The organism is Mycobacterium colombiense (assembly GCF_003284935.1).
Classification (GTDB): Bacteria; Actinomycetota; Actinomycetes; order Mycobacteriales; family Mycobacteriaceae; genus Mycobacterium; species Mycobacterium arosiense_A.
On sequence record NZ_QMEV01000006.1, the window covers coordinates 29,518 to 46,434 of the forward strand.

General features: G+C 66.3%; 14 protein-coding genes. 8 read left to right on the top strand and 6 right to left on the bottom strand.

Translation table 11 applies throughout. The features are described from left to right. Window positions 1-206 precede the first annotated feature (206 nt). The 6 genes from DQP57_RS04785 to DQP57_RS04810 all read left to right on the top strand — a co-directional run bounded on the left by DQP57_RS04785 (window position 207) and on the right by DQP57_RS04810 (window position 8,641). Window positions 207-1,892 carry a hypothetical protein gene (locus tag DQP57_RS04785; protein WP_205869039.1) on the top strand — a complete coding sequence of 562 codons (1,686 nt, stop codon included), beginning with the start codon at window positions 207-209 and terminating at the stop codon, window positions 1,890-1,892. A 169-nt stretch (window positions 1,893-2,061) separates the two neighbouring features. Then, window positions 2,062-3,534 carry a polysaccharide biosynthesis tyrosine autokinase gene (locus DQP57_RS04790; protein ID WP_112631905.1) on the top strand — a complete coding sequence of 491 codons (1,473 nt, stop codon included), beginning with the start codon at window positions 2,062-2,064 and terminating at the stop codon, window positions 3,532-3,534. 53 nt (window positions 3,535-3,587) lie between these two features. Then, window positions 3,588-5,000 (top strand): O-antigen ligase family protein, encoded by a 1,413-nt coding sequence (locus DQP57_RS04795; protein WP_205869045.1) that lies wholly within the window; start codon window positions 3,588-3,590, stop codon window positions 4,998-5,000. After that, the gene (locus DQP57_RS04800; protein ID WP_112631907.1) at window positions 4,997-6,013 is read left to right on the top strand and encodes a glycosyltransferase family 4 protein; all 1,017 of its coding nucleotides are present in this window, start codon (window positions 4,997-4,999) and stop codon (window positions 6,011-6,013) included. Before DQP57_RS04795 ends, DQP57_RS04800 begins: the two co-directional genes overlap by 4 nt. A 16-nt stretch (window positions 6,014-6,029) precedes the next feature. After that, complete coding sequence (locus DQP57_RS04805; RefSeq protein WP_112632000.1) at window positions 6,030-6,953, top strand: aldo/keto reductase; 924 nt, start codon at window positions 6,030-6,032, stop codon at window positions 6,951-6,953. Further along, complete coding sequence (locus tag DQP57_RS04810; protein ID WP_112631908.1) at window positions 6,950-8,641, top strand: GMC oxidoreductase; 1,692 nt, start codon at window positions 6,950-6,952, stop codon at window positions 8,639-8,641. Before DQP57_RS04805 ends, DQP57_RS04810 begins: the two co-directional genes overlap by 4 nt. A gap of 9 nt (window positions 8,642-8,650) precedes the next feature. On the opposite strand, the gene DQP57_RS04815 is transcribed toward DQP57_RS04810, so the two are convergent. Both DQP57_RS04815 and DQP57_RS04820 read right to left on the bottom strand, forming a co-directional pair. Further along, window positions 8,651-9,526: a hypothetical protein gene (locus tag DQP57_RS04815; protein WP_112631909.1), complete on the bottom strand. Its 876-nt coding sequence runs from the start codon at window positions 9,524-9,526 to the stop codon at window positions 8,651-8,653. Further along, window positions 9,523-10,647 (bottom strand): Gfo/Idh/MocA family protein, encoded by a 1,125-nt coding sequence (locus tag DQP57_RS04820; protein WP_112631910.1) that lies wholly within the window; start codon window positions 10,645-10,647, stop codon window positions 9,523-9,525. Before DQP57_RS04820 ends, DQP57_RS04815 begins: the two co-directional genes overlap by 4 nt. Before the next feature lie 407 nt (window positions 10,648-11,054). Between DQP57_RS04820 and DQP57_RS04830 the strand changes: the two genes are divergently transcribed. Continuing rightward, window positions 11,055-11,510 carry a UDP-N-acetylglucosamine--LPS N-acetylglucosamine transferase gene (locus tag DQP57_RS04830; RefSeq protein WP_112631912.1) on the top strand — a complete coding sequence of 152 codons (456 nt, stop codon included), beginning with the start codon at window positions 11,055-11,057 and terminating at the stop codon, window positions 11,508-11,510. Continuing rightward, window positions 11,507-11,992, top strand: coding sequence for a glycosyltransferase (locus DQP57_RS04835; RefSeq protein WP_112631913.1), 486 nt, complete (start codon window positions 11,507-11,509; stop codon window positions 11,990-11,992). The genes DQP57_RS04830 and DQP57_RS04835 overlap by 4 nt, the downstream gene beginning before the upstream one ends. Here the strand turns inward: DQP57_RS04835 and DQP57_RS04840 are convergent. Genes DQP57_RS04840 through DQP57_RS04855 form a run of 4 tightly spaced genes read right to left on the bottom strand, consistent with a single transcriptional unit; the run spans window position 11,989 to window position 16,917 of the window. Next, complete coding sequence (locus tag DQP57_RS04840) at window positions 11,989-13,032, bottom strand: glycosyltransferase family 4 protein (protein WP_112631914.1); 1,044 nt, start codon at window positions 13,030-13,032, stop codon at window positions 11,989-11,991. The two genes, DQP57_RS04835 and DQP57_RS04840, sit on opposite strands and share 4 nt — an antisense overlap. An 11-nt stretch (window positions 13,033-13,043) precedes the next feature. Beyond that, a complete protein-coding gene (locus DQP57_RS04845) occupies window positions 13,044-14,876 on the bottom strand; it encodes a glycosyltransferase (protein WP_112631915.1) in 1,833 nt (610 codons plus the stop codon). Between the two features lie 26 nt (window positions 14,877-14,902). Next, complete coding sequence (locus DQP57_RS04850; protein ID WP_240631678.1) at window positions 14,903-15,436, bottom strand: serine acetyltransferase; 534 nt, start codon at window positions 15,434-15,436, stop codon at window positions 14,903-14,905. Window positions 15,437-15,453: 17 nt separating this feature from the next. Then, window positions 15,454-16,917: a flippase gene (locus DQP57_RS04855; protein WP_112631917.1), complete on the bottom strand. Its 1,464-nt coding sequence runs from the start codon at window positions 16,915-16,917 to the stop codon at window positions 15,454-15,456.

Sequence of the window (16,917 nt, forward strand, 5' to 3'; positions counted from 1 at the left end):
AACTGCGGAGTCATCAGCTTAGTCGATGCGAGTCGCCCCCCAAGGGCGCTTTTGCAGCGACGAGCTTTTGGGTAGCTGCCCGGATTTGGACGTGCGGCCCGGCAATGGGCTGTAGCCTGTTGTAACCCTTGACATCCCGCGCGACGGACTGACGTTTGCCAAGGACTGGCGACGGTTGCGAAATGCCACTAGAGAGGTAGCAGTCGATGCATTTGACCGCGGCGGTGCATCGGGCGGTTGTCATCGCGCTGTGTTTGGCGCTGACCGCGAACGGATGCGGTCGTCGCGGTGGCTCCGAGCCGCTGACCGCGATCGTCAGTCCCGCCATACCGCTGACCGTGCAGGAGGTGCCCAATCCACTGCGCGGCCAGTACGAGGATCTCTTGGCGCCGCTTTTCCCGCAAGGCAATCCCGCGCAACAGCGATATCCCGCGTGGCCGGCGTCGTATGACGCCAGTTTGCGTATTACGTGGCGACAATTGCAGCCCGTCGATCCGAACACGTTGCCGCCCGACGCGCCGGACGATCGCAAATTCGATTTCAGCGCGATTGACGACGCACTGACGAAGCTGGCCGGCCGAAATATGCGGCTGACCCTTCGTGTGGTGGCCTACCACTCGTGTTGCGACACCGTCTATCCGAACAACACCAACATCGCTATTCCCGATTGGGTGTGGCCTGCCGCCACCAATTACACGGGTCCACAACGGTATTGGTGGACCCCGGGGGTCACGCAGGTGGTTCCGAACTGGAACGACCCCAACTACCTGAACGCGTTCGCCCAGTTGTTGGCCGCATTGGGCCGTCGCTACGACGGTGACGAGCGGCTCAGCGTTTTCGAGTTCTCCGGTTACGGAGATTTCAGCGAGAACCACATTTCGTATCTACGTGACACCCTGGGCGCTCCGGGTCCGGGGCCCGACGAGAGCGTGGCAAAGCTGGGCTATTACAGCCAATTTCGTGACCAAAGCATCTCGATCGCCTCCATTCGTCAGCTGGTCGCGGCAAACGTAAACGCCTTTCCCCATACGCAATTGGTGACAACGGCGCTGAACCCGGAGATCGTGCGTCAGTTGCTCGCCGACGATGTCACGCGCAAGCTATCCGCGCCGGTCGGCATCCGCGCGGACTGTCTCGGCGTCCAGCCGCCTTTGCCCGCATGGGCCGAAAAGGAAGGCTCCCATTATGTGCAGTCGAAGGACCCGCTAGTCGGCGAGCTGAAAAACCGAATGGCCACAGCGCCGGTGATCACCGAATGGTGTCAGCTACCGAACGGAACCGATCCGCGGTCCTACTACGAAAAGGGCCTACGCGACGTGGTCAAGTACCACGTGTCGATGACGTCGAGTTACAACTTCCCGGCCGTGGATTCGACGGCTGCGATGGACCCGGCGCTGTACTTGTTGTGGGCGAAGGCCAACGTCGTCGCCGGTTACCGGTACTCGGTCGAAGCGCACCCAGGATCGCCGTCGATGGGTGACGGAAAGGCGACGCTCGGTGTCACCTGGACCAATTACGGCTCCGCTGCCGCCACCGAGAACTGGGTTCCCCGCTATCGATTGGTCGATTTCTCGGGGGCGGTGGTCCGTACCATACCCGCGAAGGTGACGCTGAAGACCTTGGTCCAAGACCAATCCGGCGACGACTCCCGTACCGAGCCGGTCGCACGGTCGTCCATCGAGACGGTGGCCGTCGACGTGGCAGGCCTGCCGCCGGGCAACTACACGCTGAGCGTGTCGATAGATTGGGCCCAGCACAAGCCCGGCGCGTCGCATGTGGTCAATTACCCCCCGATGCGGTTGGCGCGCGACGGGCGCGACGGCTCCGGGTGGTATCCCATCGCGCGGCTCGACATACCGCGCGATGTGCTGACTTCGGCCCCCCGACAATGAACGGAAGTCGAGGCTTGGCGCTGAGCCCCACGACCTGTCGGATGGCAGGACTGTCAATTCCGACAAGTCCGGCCTGGCCATGCTGCATAATCTGCAGTGAATATGCGCCGGTGCTAGGAAGCCAAAGGGTTCTGTTCGCGCCGTAGGCTTTTAGAAAGGTTATCTGCCGATGGATTTCCGTACCTTCGTCCGGATTCTCGGCACGCACTGGAAACTCGCATTGACCGCCCTGCTCGCATGCACCGTGGGCGCCGCGTTCGTTACGGCGTTGCAGACAAAGCATTACCAGTCGTCGGCCACGGTCCTGGTCTCGTTCTCCGGTGCTACCGACCTCAACGAGTTGTACAGCGGTACAGAGGCAGCCCAAGAGCGGCTGTCATCGTACGCCCAGATCGCGGGCGGACGTATAGTCGCCGAGCGCGCGATCCGTCAACTCCAGCTTCCGTTGGCCACCGACGACGTGCTGAGCCAAACGCAGGTCAAATACACACCGAAATCTGTACTTTTCACGATCAGCGTCAAAGACACCGATCCGGCGCGCGCCGCCGCGCTGGCGGGTGCGATGGCCAATCAGTTCGGCGCGATCATCCCGACGCTCGGTGTGAATGCCGGTCCGAACCTGGCGGGCACGCCGGTGACCCCGGGTGCCCGACCCGAAACGGGCGAGGCGAACCCACCGCCCACATCGCCGGGCCAGCCGTCCGACGTGCCCGGGTCGGTGCAGCCGACGGCGAAACCTCTGCCGGTGGCCCGGGCGACGGTGGTCGAGCCGCCGCGGGTACCCAAGATTCCGGTTTCGCCGGTGCCCATGCGCAACATGATGATCGGGTTCATCGCCGGTGTGCTTCTCGCCATCGCCGTGGCGCTGACCCGCGAGGCGGGCGATCGCACGATTCGCAGTCGCGAAAAGCTGGAGGAACTTTCGGGCTTGCCCACGTTGGCGGAGCTGCCCGGAAAGCGCGGAAAGGTTCCGCGGTTCGGCACCGACGCCGCGTTCGACGACGCGGTGCGGGGCATGCGCACCCGGCTGCTCAGGGCGATGGGGCACGACGGCCGCCGGGTTTTGGTGGCCGGGGCGTTCGGCGCCGAAGGGGCGACCACGACCGCGCTGAACCTCGCGCTCGCGCTCGCCGAGATGGGCGAAGACGCACTGCTTGTCGAGGGCGATAGTCGCCGGCATGTGATCGCCGGATTGCTTCGGGTGGAATCGGGGGAGGGACTCGCCAGCGCGCTGGCCAATCCGGGTAGCGCCGCCGAAGTCGTGAAGCCGACGGCGATTTCGAAGCTGTACGTCCTCGCATCGCGATCCGCCCGCCGTGAGAGTCTGCCGCCCAGCGCGTACCTGCCGGAAGTGATCGACCGAGTGCTGAAGGATTTGTCATCACGCTTCGATCGAATCGTGGTCGACGGCCCGCCGGTGCTCGCGACGGCCGACACGGGCCTGCTCGCCGGCGCCGTGAACGCCACCGTGTTGGTGGTACGGGCCAGGCGCACCACGAGCGCCGAACTCAAGGACGCGCTGACCGCGCTGCGCGCGGCCGGCGCGCAGGTTGTCGGCACCGTGCTGACCGACGCCCGCCAGTCGTTGCACATCAGGGCCGCGGACCGCGCCTACCGCTCAAAGGCCAGCGGGCCGGCGTGATCCCCTACCTGCGGGCTCGTCATCGCCTGGCAGTGGATGGAGCTCTGCTGGCGATGTTCGTGTTCGGCTGCTTCGCGTTCGGGGTGCTCTCGGTGCGCCGAACCACCGAGGGAGTGCTGCTGACCGCCGCATTGTTCTGCGTGGTCGTGTACTGGGCGAAACCCGAAGGGATGGTAGGGGTCACGCTCTTCGGGGCTTTCGCGGCGCTGCCCGAAGGCCTGCACGTCGGCAAAGTCATCGGCCCAATGACGATCTACGCGTACCATGTGGCGGCGGTGCTCGCGATCTGTTATTTGATCCCAGCCGTCAAACCGCGGTCGGCCGATTTCTTGTTGCCGGGACTGCTGGTGCTGATCGTATTGATTTCCACCGCTACCGGATTCGCGACCGGACACGCCGACCTGGTGGTGATGCGCGAATCGACCACCATGGTCGAAATGGCCATCGGATTCGTGTTGGCGATGTTTGTCGTGTATGCGGGTCACGTCAGATGGTCGATGCGGGTGATGATCGTGATTCTTTGGTTTTCGGCAGGCATGGCCATTCTCAGTTCGTTCTATGGCGTCCGGCTGGCCGGCCGGGCGGAGAGCCTGGAAGGAACCACGGGCGCCGGCCAGGCCCTGCGCATCATCCTGACGACCCAGACGCCGGCCACCGCGGTGCTCAGCGCGCTGGTCGCCGCCCCGATCGTCGGCCGGGTAAGGCCCGCAATGTATCTCGCGCTGGGGCCGCCCGCCCTGATCATTTCGCTGCTGTCCTTCTCCCGCAACACGCTGATCTCGATGGGGGTGGCCGCCGCCGTCGCATTGCTGGCCAGCCTCAGCTGGGCGGCCGTGCGGCGGACCGTCAACGCGGCCGCGGTCGGTGCGGGATTGATGGCGGTGGCGGTTCCCGGCTCGCTGTTCTTGCTGCATGGCTCGAAGACCGGGGCGTGGCTCGCCGACCAGTTCGTCGCCTTCAACCAGCGGGTGCTCGGCGGCGTGACGTCAACCGCGCTCGCCGTGGACGATTCGGCGCTGGAACGACTCCGGGAAATCAATCTCCTGAAGGAGACCATCGCCCAGGCCCCGATTTTCGGCCACGGCCTGGGCTACACCTATCAGCCGCCGACCGGGGACGACGAGTTCCATCTGTACCTGTATCCCGCCTATTCCCACAACTTCTACCTGTGGTGGCTGGCCAAGGCCGGGGCGGTGGGCATGGCGGCGTTCGCACTATTCGCGCTCACGCCGGTGCTCCTGGCGATGCGTTGCGCGCCCGGTCCGGCGAAAATCAGCGCGGCCGTCGCCGCAGGCCTCCTGGCGATATCCGCGGTGTGGCCGTTGCCGGAAATGCCGATGGACGCTTTGGGGTTGGGCATGGCCTTGGGCGCGGCGATGGGGTACGCAGGCTTGCGGCGCAGGAGCGAGAGCGCGAGCCAGGTCGACGTCGCGCCGGCGCCGATCGCAATGGCCGCCGCGCAATGATCTCGGTTACCCACGTCGGGCCGGACATGTACAGCATCGGCGGAACGCAGTCCGTGATTCGGATCATCCGCGACAACAGGATTGGCGCCGACGACATCCGGGTCCTCTCGACGTGGGCAGGGCCGCACCGACATCTGGAGAACGTTTTTCTCACGGCGCGCGCGGGGGCCGCGCTCGCCGCAATTCCTCGCACTACGATTGCGCACTTCCATATCTCGAACGGCGGAGCCTGGTTGCGTGAAGGATCCCTGATCCGGCTGGCCCGGGTGCGCGGCTTGCGGGTGATCGTCACCGTGCACGGCTCCGACTTCCCCGAGTTCGCCCGCTCGCGTCCCCGCTTTGTCGGCGCCACGCTGAAACACGCCGACCACGTGATTCTGTTGTCGGAGGATGCGCGTGCGGCCGTTGCCGAGGTGGCAGCCACCGTGCCAACCGCCGTCGTGGCGAACCCGATCGTGATCGATCGAGATACGCCCGGGGCCGCGTCGACGCCGCCCGTGGTGCTGTTCGCCGGGGCCGTCGGGCGCCGTAAGGGTGTCGACAGGCTTGTCGAGGCCTGGCGCCTACTTCTCGCCGAGGGCATCGAAGGACGTTGTCGGATAGTCGGTCCCATCGACGATTACGTTCCGCCGCCAACAGAGCGGCTGACCGTCGAAGGCCCGATACATCCCGATGACGTCCGTGAACTGCTCCGGTCGGTGCGAGTGGTGACCCTTCCGTCGTCGGCCGAGGGAATGCCGATGATCCTGACCGAAGCGCTCGCCGGGGCGCGACCGTTTGTGGCGACTCCCGTTGGCGGAACGGCACAGATCGCGCCGGACCCGAGCATGCTCGTACCGGTCGGCGATGTGCCTGCATTGGCGGCGGCGATAGGCCGGTACCTGCGCGACCCGGACCTGGCCGAGCGCGACGGGCTGCGGGGTCAGTGGCACGTAGCGGCCACCCGAAGCCCCGAAGTTATCGATGCGCAACTTCGGCGGATCTACCAGGGCAGCGGCGTTGCGGCGCGTTGAACTTCCGGGACCGCAATTGACGGTCAGTGCAATCGGTTTCGGATGCGGCGCTCTGATGCAATCGCCATACCGCAAGGAACGGATGGCCGTGCTCGCCGCCGCGATGGAGAACGGCATCACCCATTTCGACACCGCACGGATGTACGGCCTGGGGAGGGCGGAGGCGGAACTCGGGGCATTTCTGCGGACCGTCGAGCGCGAAACCGTAACCATTGCCACCAAATTCGGCATCGACGTCGGCGGGGCGGCCCGCCGCCTCGGCCGGTTTCAAGGCCCGGCACGGGCATTGCTCCGCAAAGCGCCTGCCCTGCGCCGCACCGTCAAGCGGCGCCAGGAACCGTCCAAGGCCGCCCGCTTGTACGACGCGGCCGTCGCGGCGCGCAGCCTGGACGCGAGCCTTGCCGCGCTCGGCGTCGACTACGTTGACATCCTGTTCGTGCACGCCCCGCGGCCGGGCGACACGATAGCCGGCGATGAACTTCGTGAATTCTTCGAACGAGCCCGCCAGCGGGGCAAGATTCGGGCCTGGGGCGTCTCACAGGACGAGGGGCTCGAGACGGATTTCACCCGGGTGTTCGCACCGGATGCGGTGCGCCAACTGCGCAGCGACCTGCTCACTCCGGCGCCGCGATCGGCCGATCTCGCGTTCGGCGTGCTGAACGAGCCGTACCGGAGGCTGTCGGCGGCGTTGTTGGCGGACCCACACTTGGCGCGACGTTGGCGCGAGGCGCTACAGGCCGATCCGCTGGCTCCCGGGATGCTGCCCAGGCTGATCCTCGGCTCGTCAGCAGACGTAATAGATTGCCGTGCAATGCTTTACAGCACGACCAAGCCGTACCGCGTCGCCGAGGCGGCGTCCGCGGTCGCGTCCGGGCTGGACGCGCAGACCCGGTCGCGCTTCCTCGGGCTCGTTGAGGAGTTTCGAGGGGCTGGCGCATGATCCGCGGCGCGACGGACTTCGCCCGCGGCATGACGATCGAGACCGACGTCGTGGTCGTCGGGGCCGGCCCGATCGGCATCGTCATCGCGCTGGAACTCGCGGGATCGGGCGTGGAAGTGGCGTTGATCGAAAGTGGTCTCGAGCGCGCCGACCGTGCGGTGCAGCAGTTGGCCAGATTCGACTCGGGGCAGGACGACTACTTCCATTCCCGCAGCGAGTTGACGGTCCGCCGGCAGGTGGGCGGAACTTCGGCACTGTGGGGCGGGCGCTGCGTCAAGTTCGACCCCATCGATTTCGAGGACCGACCGATCACCGCGCAGGCCCCCTGGCCGATCGGGTACGGCGACGTGGAGCCGTATCTTCAGCGAGCCTGTGACTGGGCCGCGTGCGGCGAGGCGGCATTCAATGCGCGCGATATCCCCGATATCGCGCATCGCGACCTGGTCGGCGGGCTTCCCGACGGCGACGTGCGCACGACCGATCTCGAACGTTGGGCCTTGCCCACGCGTTTCGGCCGTGAGTACCGATCGGCGCTGCGAAGCGCCTCCCGCCTCACACTGTGGACCGGGCTGACCTGCACCGAAATCGTGACGACGGCGACCGGTGCCTGCGTAGACCACCTGGTGGTCAAGACGCTCGACGGCCGCCAGGGCAGCGTGGTCGCGACGGACTACGTCATCGCCACAGGCGGTTTGGAGGCCACCCGTCTGCTGCTGGCGTCGGATCGCCACCACCCCGCGGGGCTGGGGAACGCGGGCGGGCACCTGGGTCGGTGGTACATGGCACACGTCGAAAGCCGGGTTGCGCGTGTGCAATTCACTACGGATGAAATCATCTACTCCTATGAACGCGACCACGAAGGGGTATACGTTCGGCGGCGTTTCACCTTCGACCCACAACTGCTGCGCGAGTCCGGAATGCCGAACGCCGCGGTCTGGTTGGTGAATCCACCGATCAGCGACCCGAGTCACGGGAGCGGGATTCTGTCCGGGGTTTACCTGACGCTGATCTCGCCGATCGGCCGTTTCCTGCTCGCGAGGGCGATCCTCGAGGCGCACACCAAGACCGACGGCCCGCGGCAAATCCTCGCCCACCTGCGCAACATCCTGCGAGACGCGATCGGTTCGATCCGGTTCGCGATCGCGTTCAGTTACGCCCGATTTCTTCGACGCGGGAGGAAGGCTCCCGGCTTTTTTGTGAAGAGCGCCGACAACCGCTACCTGTTGCAGTACCACGGCGAGCACCTTCCGCACTGGGATAGCCGCGTCGAGCTGACCGACGAACGTGATGCCTTGGGCATGAGGCGGATTCGTACCCACATGCACTTTTCTGATGCCGACTACCGCAGTGTGCGCAGGGCCATCGCCGCGATCGACGAGCACCTGCGCCGGCACGGCGTGGGGTACGTGGAGTGGCTGACCGATGACGTCGAGGGGTCGGTGCGGGAGTTCATGGAGCAGCGGACCGGTTTCCACCAGGCGGGAACCACGCGGATGTCCGACTCACCGGAAGGCGGGGTCGTGGATCCGCACCTGCAAGTTCACGGGGTGCGCGGGCTGTACGTCGCGAGCACGTCCGTGCTACCGACGTCCAGCCAAGCCAATCCGACTCTGCTGGGCATCGCGCTGGGCGTGCGGCTGGCCGAACGTCTGGTGAACTCTCGAATGAACTGCACGCCAAGGGGTTAGCCTGGAATGCTACGTCGGCACTCCCCATAGCTCGTCGATGAGCGACTTGGTCTGCCGGATGTGGGCACGGCTGGACGCGCCGAAAACGATCGAGGAGACCTGCGGTTGACCGCACACGTACTCGATTGCCTCCCGTGGCGGGATGGCGCCCGAGGCGAGCACCGACATCGCGATCAGCCGGCACTGGCGTTCGCGGATCGTTCTCTCGTAAAGCTCGACGCCCCCGCACATCCGAAAGCCGATCTTGTTGAAATTGGCGCACACGATCGGGTTCTCGATGCCTTGCCGCTCGAGCGCGTCGAGCAGGCGCGGCAGGTTCATCGTGATGAATCCCGGCTCGGCGTTGTATTTGAGCCTGACGTGATCGGCGAACAGCCGGAACGTCTCGTCCATCCCCAGGCCGAGAAGCAGGTCGGTGACCACGTTTTGGACAAAGATGACCGGCGTTGACAGCCCGGCGAACATCTTCATCTCGGCATCGACCAAGAGCTGCATCAAAGGCTCGACGTCCTTGCTGGCGATGGCGACACCGCCTTTGAACATCGACTTCACCGCCCCGGTCTCCGGCAGGAACTTGCGGATTGCCTCGACAATCCCGAACTCGGTCACGGCGTTCGCGTACTTGTGTGCGTAGGGCATGCACGGGTAGAAGACGTAGTCCGGGTACTCGGTCTTGTTGGCGCGGAAATGATCACAGATTTCGCCGACGCGGTCGTGGGTGGTGCAGACGAACGTCCGGATGCCTTCGGAGTAGGCGTCGTCGAGCGTGGCGAGCACCGCCGGCAGGTGCTGGAAGCGTATCGCCTGCGCGCGTGCCGTTTCCTCGGACATGTGGTTGACGCCGAAGAATTGGTTGTCTCCGAACAGCACCCGGTCCATGGTCACGATGCCTTCGGGGAGGTGAGCTTCTTGATGCGCGCCATGATGTCGCGGCGGAATGTGCCGCGCGGCGACCCGTTCGTCGTCGGCCGCAGTGGCAGGTCGGAGCGCCCGACGAGATCTGGGTCGGTGATCATGTCGACCACCCGATCCACGTCGAGTGCCGAGCGAAACGTGTTCTCTCCGTTCACCCGTCGCTGGCCGATGCTGCTGGCGAAATAGTCGATCTGCGCCGAGTACTCCTCGCCGCGAAGATAGAACCACACCTGCTCGGTGAGGTCCGTGGTGTACCGGATAGTCCACCCCTTCCGCAACTCGGGGAGTGCCGGATGCGTTTCGCGAAGGTAGATTTGGCACTCCTGGCGATCGGCGGTCAGGCGGCCGTTCGTGCCCCACACCGACACCTTTGTCGACATCTTGCGGAAGCTCTCGTCGCTCCAGTTCACGCACAGTTGGCCGGTTGCGCCGTCGGCATAGCGCATGGTGCAGTACACCTCGTCGTCGACGTCGCGGGAGAAAATGCTATGACGCACAACCCCGTCGACCGATTGGGGGACGCCGGCGACGAAGTTCATCAGGTCGATAGCGTGGCACGCGTAGTCATAGAGGGCGCCCCCGCCCTCGGCCTTCACTCCGCGCCAGGTGCTGCCCTTTTCGCGCAGGACGACCGGACCGTATGCCTCGGCGCGCACGTGGTGTACCCGCCCCAGCGCGCCGGTCCCAACGATCCGTGCAGCCTCTTGGAAAGCACCGATGAACCGGCAGTGATAGCCGACCTGGGTGACGAGTTGACGGCTCTCGGCCAGGTCCACCAGGCGCTCGCCGTCGCGTACGTCGAGGACGAACGGCTTCTCGCAGAAGACGTGCGCCCCGGACCTCAGCGCCTTCTCGACGATCGGTGCGTGCAGCCTCGACGGAACGGCGACTACGACCGCTTCGGCGTTCGTCGCTGCCAGCATCCGATCGAAATCGTCATAGCAGTCCAGGCCGGTGTACTTGGCGAGGACGTCGCGCAGATAGCCGGCCGAATCGCAGATGCCTACCACGTCGAGGCCCGGGTGCGTGCGCAGGATCGCCAGATGCGACAACCCCATCTTTCCTAGGCCGACGATGGCGGTCCGGATCATCGGGCGTGACCCTCACTCATCGCTCGAGTTCCGGGCGACGATGTACACGGGTTGCGTGTCGAGCGCGAGGGCAGGGAGCGTTCACATGCGTAGTGATTCAGATCGCCTGCTTTCGGGGCACTTTCAACTCGACGATGACGACGTTAGCATCGCTCTGTTGATGATTTCGGCGATCTCGCCGATCTCCTTTTGGTCGCCGACCACCGTCGACGGGGCGGAAACCCGCCCCGGCGGGCGCGCTCGGCTTGCGCCCCGGGGTCGGGCGAGTTTCGTTGGCACATCCGGAGAACGCGACGAAATCGAGGCCGCGTTGACTACGATTGATCAGCCGCCTCGCGCGTTGCACCGCAGGGCGATAGCTGTTTTCGGGTGACCGGTATCGGTCACGCGCCGACGTGAGGGGAGAGATGGGTCGCCTGCTCCTCATCGCGTCGTCCGGCGGGCACATCTACGAAATGTTTTGTCTACGCGAATTCTGGCAGGACAAGGATCGGTTTTGGGTCAGCTTTCCGACCGCCGACGCCCGCTACCTGTTGCGCGACGAGAAGGAGGTGCATTGGGCGGCGCACCCCACCGTCCGCAACGTCCCTAACCTTCTTCGCAACCTGGTGCTGGCGCTGCGGCTGCTGATCCGCCACCGGCCCGCGATGATCTTGACCACCGGTTCGGGCGTGGCCGCCCCCTTCCTCTGGCTGGCCTGGCTGCTGCGGATCCCCACCGTCTTCGTCGAGTCCATTACTCGCATCACCGAGCTTTCGCTTACCGCACGGATGGTCAAGCCATTCGCATCCCGGTTTCTGGTCCAGTGGCCGGAATTGGTGGACCGGGTGCCCGGCACCGAGTATCACGGGAGGATCGTGTGATCTTCGTGATCATGGGCATGGAGGTGCATCCCTTCGACCGGCTGGCGCGCGCGGTCGACCAGCTATCCGCCGCGGGTGAGCTGGGCGAGGACTTTTTCGTGCAGCTCGGAACGTGCCGGTACCAGCCGCGGCATGCGCGGTTCGAGAGGTTCCTGTCCTTCGGCGACATTTGTGAGCAGATTCGCCGGGCCTCCGTGGTTGTCACCCACGCGGGCGCGGGATCGACGCTGGTATGCATCGAGCAGGGTAAGCACCCAGTGATGGTGCCCCGTCGCTCGGTGCTGGGCGAGCATGTCGACGAGCACCAGCTGCCGTTCGCCGAAAAGCTGGGCGAGGCGGGGTTGGCGACGGTGGTCCGAGAAATGGCGGAATTACCGGCGGCCATCGCGGCGACGGGGTCTCGGATGGTCCCGGCGGACGCGCTCGGCCGCGCCCGCGAGCTGACCGGGTGGCTGGAAAAGTTCTGGCGCGGACTCGTCTAACCCCGCCGCGCCAGCACCTCGGCGATGACCTCCAGGAAGCGATCCGCGACGAGATCGACGGCGCATCGCTGCGCGTAGTGGCGTGCCGCGGCGGCTCCCCGCTCGGTCGCGACGACCGGGTCCGCCAGTGCGTCGAAGGCGGCGGTGAGTCCGGCGACGTCGTCGATACCGACCGGCGGACAGCCGGGCGGCTGGTATTCGGGCAGCGCGCCCGCGTCTGACACGATCGGCATCACGCCGAGTTGCATCGAAAGCACTTGGACGCCGCTTTGCGAGGCGCGCCGGTAGTGGGCGATCGAACCTTTCGCCGCGGCCAGCGCCGGGATCACGTCGGCATAGCGGAAGCTGCCGCCACGCCAGCGCGTGTGTTTGGGCAGGGCGCCCGCATCCAGTTGCCCGTCGCCGATGAGCACCAGATCGTCACCGCGCCAGCGGCCGCCGAGCACGTGTCGTTCCCAGGCCGCGAGCACGACCTCGACATTCTTGTAGGGGTTCAGCCGGCCGAACATCACGAAATCACGGCGTCCTTCGGGTCCCACGAAGGGCGGCAGTCGGTCGAGGTCGAGGTCGCTTGCCAGCGGCACGACATGCACTGGCGTGCCCGCCACGTCGCGGCGCGCGGCGACGGCGGAGGCGACATAGCCGCTATACGTGACCGTGGCCGCCGAGCGGGCCCCCCAGCGGTCGAATACCGCACGCTCGTAAGCGGGCGTCAGTTCGTCGGGGTCGTGGGGCCGGTCGTCGTGCACCACCTGAATACGCGGAGCCCATCCGGCCAACGCGATCCAGCGCGGATCCCGAACCAGTTCGGCGAGCACGACGTCGGGCCGGTACCGGCGGATGCGCCGCCAGGCTTTCAGCGTCGGGAGCCAGGTCGCGGCCGTGCGAAACCGCGGATCAAGCACCAACTCGTAGTAGCGCGCGGCATCGGACTCCGGGTGCTGGTCGGAGGTCACCAACAGCACGTCGGCGCCGTGGCGCAGCAGTGCCTCGGCCTGGACGCGCACCGCCGGCCGTGTCCACGGCGAAAGCCAAAGCACCCGAGGAGAGTTCACAGCACCGCCTCGATGGCGTCGAGGTAGGCATCCGTCATCGCCTCCACCGTGTAGTGCTTACGCATGCGCTCGTAGCCGCGCCGTCCGATCGACGGCAGCGCGCCGGGGTCGGCCAGGATGCGGGCCAGCTGTTCTTGCCAGCCCACCACCGAGACGGGCTCGACCACGAATCCCGCCGTGCCGAAATCCAGCATTTCCGGAACGGCGCAAATCGCGGATGCCGCAACGGGTACCGCCCGGGCCATCGCTTCGAGGATCACCACCGGAAACGCCTCGGAGCGGCTGGGAACGCAAAGCAGGTCCGCATCGGCCAGCGCGGGCCCCGGGCCCGCCGACCAGCCGCGCCACCGCACTCGATCACCCAACCCGGCGGGGGTGAGGGCCTGCAGCCTCTCCCGGTCGGGGCCGTCACCGAAAATCGATAATCTCCACGGCATCGCGGCGAGACCGTTCAGCGCCTCGATCAGCATGTGGGGGTTCTTGTGCTCGACGATGCGCGACAGCATCACCACATGCAACGGTTCGCCGGCAGTTCGGCGCCGAGGGGCCGGCTCGCCGAGGTCGACGACGCCGTTGGGTGCGACGAATCGCCTCCCGGACAGGCGGTGCTGCGCGGCGAGCATGTCCCAATGTCGTTGCGCCAGCACGATAAAACCATCTGCGCGGCGCATCGCGGCGGTCAGCGGCCGTGAGTAGATGGGCCTGTCCTCGGCGGGCGGCACATGGGGAGCGGCCAACCAGCGCCGGTCTCGGCTCGCCGCCCGCCACAAGCTACCGAATCCCACCTCGGTGTTGGTGTCGCCGGTGATGACCACCGCCGGGCCCGCCGGGATGTCGACGATCGGCGCCCACCACGGCTGGCGCACCACCCGCACCGTGTCCGGAATCTCGGAGATCAGGGGGCCCAGGCGTTGCACGCAGGCGATGGTGACCGGATAGCCGCGGCGGTCCAATTCCGTTGCCAACAAGGTCTTTTGCCGCTCGGCTCCGCCGTAGACCAGGCGGTTGGTGGTGATCACGATCGCCGGCAGGCCGGTGCGCCTGCGTGCGCTGCGGTTCGGGCGCAACCGGTCCAACGCGGCGGCGCCGGCCAGATACACGTCAGCATGGTGCACACCGTGCTGGTGTTCGAGCAGCAGCGCGGCGTTGGCGCGCACCAAGTCGCGATGGCGGCGGCGCTCGGAGTCGCTGACGGTCGCACGATCTATCACCGCACGATCGACGCCGGGCTCGTCGGCCGAAAGGACACGCCAGCCCCCTGCGCGGGCGCGGGCCTGCCAGTCGGCCACCTCGCCGTAGCGGTAGAACTCCTCGTCCAAGCCGCCCAGGGCGTTCCACGCGGCGCGGTTGATCGCCAGGCAGGCCGGCCGCCGGGTGATGATGCGCCGCGTCACCCGATCGGGTGTGCGGCCGTCGCGCGCCGGCGGCGAAACCGCGGCCACGTCAGGCCGGGCAAGCAACTCCCGGGTCCGGGTCAGCGGCCCGAGCACCCGCGCATTGGCGTTGAGCAGCAACAGGTTTGCGTCGCCCGGCGCTTGTTCGGCCAGCGCGTTGAAGGCCGCGCCGAAGGCGAGGTTCGGCGGTCCGAACACCCAGCGCACCGCGGGGTACCGGGCGCGCAGTCGGTCGCGGTCCTGATGCCTCCCGCTGTTCTCCGACACGTAGACCTCCAGCTCGGGCAGATGCTCGCCGAGACTAGCGAGGCACGCCTCGAGCAGCCGGGGCTCGCGGTGGTTCACGATCAGCACCGCGAGCGATCGGTTCGCCGGCAAGGCGGGCAGGCCGCCCGCCGGACGCTTCAGGTATGCCCGATCCGTTGCGCGGCTCATGAGATCGGCCGCTTCGCGCGTTTCACCTAATCCTCGATCACAGTGCGGGAGCGGCGGTCGTTGACGATGCGGGCCGGATAACCGGCAACATCGACATCGTCGGGCACCGATTTGGTGATGACCGCCCCGGGCCGGATCATCACGCGGTTGCCGACGTCGGCGCCCAGCACCATCGCCATCGGCGAGATGAACACGTCGTCGCCGATGGACGGGTAGTGGCCGGGGCGCCCTTCTCCTATCGTCACTCCGTGGTGTATTCGGCAATTCGCGCCGACGCGGGCCTTGTAGTGCACGACCACCAGACCGGCATGAGCGATCGACAGACCGGGACCAAAGACGTTGCGCGGGATGTCGAAACCGAGTCGTTCCCCCAACAACTTGGTGCGCAGCCGAAGGTATGCGGCGACGGCGTGCCCCACCGGCGTCCGGGCGGTATTGGTCCAATATTCCGATTTGCGCAACAGGCGCTGAAAGTGGGCAGGGCGCTCCAAGATCCGATGACGAAGTCGCCAACGCTGCAGGTCATACGCCGTCAGGTCCGCCGCCAGATACGCGCGCAAATCAGCCCGGCTCCTAATCACGGACGAACCTGCTGCCGACGCAACGAGGCCAGGTTGGAGAATGAGACCGGGCCGACCGCCGCGCTGGTGGCCAAGTAAACGGCCGCCGCCACCGCCAGCGTCACAATGACGTGATGGCCCGAAAGCAGCAGCGTCACTGCGACACTCGCTGCCGTCGGGACCAGCAGCCGCAGTACGAACGTCACCGGCGTACGGTAACCGCACCGGCGGCGCAGCCACCAACTGGAAACCGCCATGTTGAAAAACTCCGTACACACCAATGCGATACCGGGTCCGACCGCACCGTACCGTCCCGCCAGAGCGAGATTGAGCGTGACATTGAGCCCCAAGGTGCCAACCGTCAACCACAGCAAGACCTGCTGGTAATGGCTGGCGACCAGGCCTTGGCCAAGGGTACCCCCGACGAATCGCAGGGCCGCGGCGACGAACAATAACGCCAGCGTCGGCGTTCCGCGCTCGACGAACGCCTGGTCTCCGAAGAACTCGATCAACGGACCGGCCAGCAGCGCGCCGACGACGGCGACCGGGACCGCGACGAAATACATCAGTTCGACACTGCGACGCAGAAAGCCGGCGAAGGTGGCGACGTCGCGAGAAAACAGCTCGGTGGCCGTTGACAGTGTCGACTTGAGGAACACCAGCGACACGACGATGGTGTTAAAGGCGATGGTGAAGGCCAACCCGTAGACGCCCACCTCGGAGTGGCTACTCATCAGCGAGAGGATCACCCCGTCGGCACGGCAGTACAGGAATCCGACCACCAAAAATGCGGTGAGGGGCAGACTTTCGCGTAGCAGGTCGGCGGCCTCGCGCAGGGCGAAGATCGGACGCACAGAGATATGCCGCGTCGCCGCCGTGCCCTGAACCAGGAGCTGGATGGCAGGCGGAATGAGCTGGGCGACGGCGAACCAGATGACATTCGACCGCGCCGCCACTAGGAATGCCACCAGCGCCAGCGTGGCCGACCGGCCGACGACGTCGGAGATGGCCACCGCCGAGAAGCGGACGGTGGCAAGAAACACCGGCTCGAACCGCGTCACCATGGTCTGCATCAGCAGCGCCCCGCAGAGCACGACGAGCATCACCCGCACCTCGGGGTCGTGATAGATGAGCAACCCGGAGACGGCGGCCAGCAGTGCCAGCGGGACGCAATAGATCAGGGCCAGGCCGCTGTTGATGCGCACCAGGCGCTCCAGGTCGCCGCGCCCGGAGGTCACCCGGCGCACGATCACCGTGGCGATGCCCAGATCGGCCAGGCTGGTCCACATGGCGATGAACAGGACCGCGATGGAGAGTTGGCCGTAGCGCCCCGGTCCCAGATAACGAGCGGTCATGGCCACCGACACCACCGACGCCAGCATGCCCAGGGCGCGGCAGATCAGCTGGATCGAGAACGCGTGAGCCATCCGCGTGAGCGGCACCGACGGCACCACTGCATCGGCTGCCGTCGGCTCGGTCAT